Genomic DNA, 3,922 nt, shown 5'->3' with positions numbered 1-3,922 from the left:
GCATATAGCCCTCCTAATTTTCTTCTTGGAGGGCATTTTATTGCTTAACACACCCATTGCGATCGCCCTTGACTAGTAACTAGCAACTTGGGTTACTATATTTTTCCAGAAGCTATTAATAATGGGCTGTACCAGAATTTCGATTGCTATCAACTACTGTTAGAAGATTCACCATTGTGTGCAGTTGTGAATCTGGCTTCTACCATACAACATAAAACTGCCCTAGACGTAAGCTAGAGCAGTTTTTGATAGAAGTAAATTATATAGGAGACTTTTAATGTTGTCCCCATTTTATCCATAATAGATACCGTTATATAATACTATTCACCTCAATTTTCGTACTTTACGCAAAAAAGGAATAATCTTAAAGTTGGCATTACAAAGGTTAAAAGTTAGTACAAGCGAGTGTATTACAGACATCATCCGTGACTTTGAGCTTTTTCCTTAATGGATCACAGAACATGGTTGCTGGTAATGGGGTGCTGAGTAAGGAAATCTGGGGATGGAGAAAGTAGCGACACCGGACAGCCCGTCGTAGACATCGCTCTTAAAGCAAAGCGTAGCCAATGGATTTTCTTAAGGCTGCCGAAAGCCCTGCTGATATAGGCTATTTATTGCAATGATGAGCGGTGTGTTGGTGGGAAATCTTGGATCAAGATTCGTTTTACAAGCTTTTTTAGGCTGATCCCTACTAAGACAGTTAGGTTAAATTGCAAATGAAATCATATCTCTGCCTAATTCCCCAATTTAGGTGTAAATCTAGGTTAAGACTGCGGATTTTGCCTAAGTCCTAACAAATTTCCGTCAATATCCTTGAAAGTGGATAATTGCACTCCATGACCGACATCTGTAATTGGCCCAACTGAGACTCCTTTTTCAGTCAGGCTTTGACGAGCAGTAACTATATCATTGACAACAAAGGTACTAACAGTATTACCTGGTTCAACTGAGTTACTCAAGTTCAATCCGATTGCAAAGCGTGGAATATCAGGAAAACTAAACTGTCTCCAACTAGGTGTGTCATATTTTTCTTCAGGAACTAACCCAAGCTTGGACTTGTACCACTCGGCACTTGCTTCGAGATTAGTAACGTCTAGTTTAGTGACAAAACTATATTCACCAAAAGTATTTCTCAATGTCATATTCTACTGTGCTAATCCAGAACTTTTGTAATATAGCTAATTATAAGCTTTTTAGCATAAAATACTGCAAGCTTACCGATGAATAGTAGTTTATTTTGGCTGGTATACTTTTACTCTAAAAGCCGCGCTGTTACATCTATGCACTCCAATGGCGCTTTCATTTTCATTCGTTTTTTCATTAGCGCAATCGCTTTCAACATGAGCCTAATTCCGCAACCAATTGCCCAACTCATTGCACCGAAGAATATTGAAAGAGTTGCTGATGCTGGCTATGGAATTCCTATTGGTCGCTCCCGTAGTAAATAAACCTTGTGCAAAGCCGGAGAAATCGCCTGAAAAAGGTGCAAACTTTAGATTGGCTCTTTGAATACGGTAGATGCTCTCCTAAAACTCAACTGGCTGTACCCTGAATAAGTCGCCACAGGAGTAGCCGTGTATTGTTAATTTTCGCGTTTTGCTAGAAAATTACTCCTTTTCCCCCTTTACTGACAAGAGTTATTAATGCTACATTTCCTTTACTTATAATGCTCCAAGGTGATTTATGAACAAAGGCGAATTAGTGGATGCTGTAGCAGCAAAGGCCAACATCACGAAAAAGCAAGCTGATGAAGTCATTAGTGCTTTTTTGTCAGTTGTTACCGAAGCTGTAGCCAATGGTGAAAAGGTAACGCTCATAGGGTTTGGGTCATTCGAGCGACGCGAACGCTCAGAACGTGAGGGACGTAATCCGAAAACCAATGAGCCAATGACAATTCCAGCGACCAAAGTGCCTGCGTTTTCTGCTGGGAAACAGTTTAAAGAAAAAGTAGCGCCGTAGATGAATTGCTTTACCACTGGCTATCCAATCACTGCAAAGCCATAATCGATTAATTCAAGTATCGAATCGACTGTGAAACTTTGACTGCTTCTTGGGGAGTAACGTTATTGCAATTAGACAATTCTGGCATTAGTCCCGTAGCAACAAATCTGCTTCTGTTAAATCGCAGTGCTTAGGGGTAAGGTCAAATAACGCAAGAGCTTAATCCCACAATCCAGGAGATAATGACAATTCGGGCAACCATTGTGCCTGTATCTTCTACTTGTTGCAGTTTCGGACAAAAGTTGCACATTTTGCATTACAGATGCGTTGACTTTATCGAAATAGGAATGCTGTTTAAATACGGTTAGTAAATTCAAAAACCCGCTCGCAGTTGCAAGGAATGGCCTCACTGAACTATTTATGGAATTACTAAAACAGGTAGAGAAAAATTATATTAGCGCTGACAACTTCTTAAGAGCAGAACTATCAGAGAAAATTCAATGGTCTTTAACACAGCGAGATGTTAATTTGATTGAATTACTGATGCCTGTATGGTCATGGCTTTACCGTTACTATTTCCAAGTAAAAACTGATGGATGGCATCACATACCAATAGAAGGAAAAGTGCTACTGGTTGGTTCCCATAATGGTGGAATGGCTTCGCCAGATTTAGTAATGATGATGTATGATTGGTTTTCTAGATTTGGAACAGAGCGTTTGGTGTATGGTCTAATGCATCCTTATGCTTGGAAAGTGAGTCCAGAGATAGCCCAATTAGCTCAGAAAGTTGGAGCAATTGTTGCACATCCAAAGATGGCCAGTGCAGCTTTTGAGATGGGGGCTAGCGTTCTGGTATATCCGGGAGGACAATATGATATGTTTCGGAATCATAGCGAACGCCATAAAATTCATTTTGCTGGTAATCACGGCTTTGTCAAGCTGGCTTTAAAACAAGAAGTTCCAATTATTCCAGTTATTTCGGTTGGCGCTCATGATACGTTGATTGTTTTATGTGATTGCTATGATTTAGTCAAACAATTACATCAGTTGGGATTGCCGTGGCTTTATCAAATAGACCCAGGAATTTTCCCAATTTATTTAGGTTTCCCTTGGGGTTTGTCTATTGGTCCTCTGCCTAATATTCCTTTACCTGTGCAGATTCATACTCGTGTATGCCATCCAATTACTTTTGAAAGATATGGTCAAGATGCAGCTAAGGATCGTAATTATGTGAATGATTGTTATGAATTAGTTCATCATCAAATGCAAGAAGAGTTAAATCAATTGGTTATAGATACTCAAAAATATCCCTAAAATCAAAACAATGGAAAAAAACTCGTAGAAAAATATTTAATCCCTTTATTTTCTCAATTTGCATTGTTATAGTTAAAAATAACGGCTAACCTATCAACTAGGGTGATAATGATTGATTTTGAACCTTGGGACAGATTGTTGCGTCAGTATGTTGATCAGCAGGGTCGTGTAGACTATGTAGCTTGGAAAAAAGAGCAACCCCAAGCAATTGCAGATTGGTTAGCCAGCCCAAAAAATCTGGCTTTTAAATCTAATAGCAATAATCTCGAACAATTGGCATTGTGGATCAACCTTTACAATGCGTTCACCATTTCGACAATTTTGGAGAGATACCCAATAGAATCGATTCGTCCGCGAATTTTAGGGATTCCCAACTGGATAGCTTTTTTGTGGTTCTTCCAACGTCGCGCTTATTATATGTTTGGGGAAAGTTATAGTTTAGCTAAAATTGAGAACTCTATTCTACGGGACAAATTGCAGGAGCCACGAATTCATTTTGCTATAGTCTGTGCTTCGGTTGGTTGTCCTTTACTACGTTCGGGAGCCTACTTTGGTGAGCAAGTCAGTCAGCAATTAACCCAAGTTGCTAGTTACTAGTCAAGGGCGATCGCAATGGGTGTGTTAAGCAATAAAATGCCCTCCAAGAAGAAAATTAGGAGGGCTATAT

The 3,922-nt window shown here is 39.4% G+C and carries 4 protein-coding genes; 3 read left to right on the top strand and 1 reads right to left on the bottom strand.

The annotated features are described in order from the left end of the window. Positions 1-764 precede the first annotated feature (764 nt). Positions 765-1,142, bottom strand: a complete 378-nt coding sequence (locus V7K67_RS06725; protein WP_334876601.1) for a VOC family protein — start codon at positions 1,140-1,142, stop codon at positions 765-767. Positions 1,143-1,683: 541 nt separating this feature from the next. Here V7K67_RS06725 and V7K67_RS06720 point away from each other — a divergent pair. From V7K67_RS06720 to V7K67_RS06710, 3 genes are all read left to right on the top strand, one after another. Beyond that, positions 1,684-1,959 (top strand): HU family DNA-binding protein, encoded by a 276-nt coding sequence (locus tag V7K67_RS06720; RefSeq protein ID WP_335165746.1) that lies wholly within the window; start codon positions 1,684-1,686, stop codon positions 1,957-1,959. Between the two features lie 402 nt (positions 1,960-2,361). Then, the gene (locus tag V7K67_RS06715; RefSeq protein ID WP_335165744.1) at positions 2,362-3,255 is read left to right on the top strand and encodes a lysophospholipid acyltransferase family protein; all 894 of its coding nucleotides are present in this window, start codon (positions 2,362-2,364) and stop codon (positions 3,253-3,255) included. Positions 3,256-3,363: 108 nt separating this feature from the next. Next, positions 3,364-3,852, top strand: a complete 489-nt coding sequence (locus tag V7K67_RS06710; RefSeq protein WP_335165742.1) for a DUF547 domain-containing protein — start codon at positions 3,364-3,366, stop codon at positions 3,850-3,852. The last annotated feature ends 70 nt before the right edge of the window (positions 3,853-3,922 follow it).

Source organism: Nostoc sp., assembly GCF_036917155.1.
In the GTDB taxonomy this organism is placed as follows: Bacteria; Cyanobacteriota; Cyanobacteriia; order Cyanobacteriales; family Nostocaceae; genus Nostoc.
Note: the sequence above shows the minus strand (reverse complement) of the source record. Positions and strands in the feature narration are given on the sequence as shown.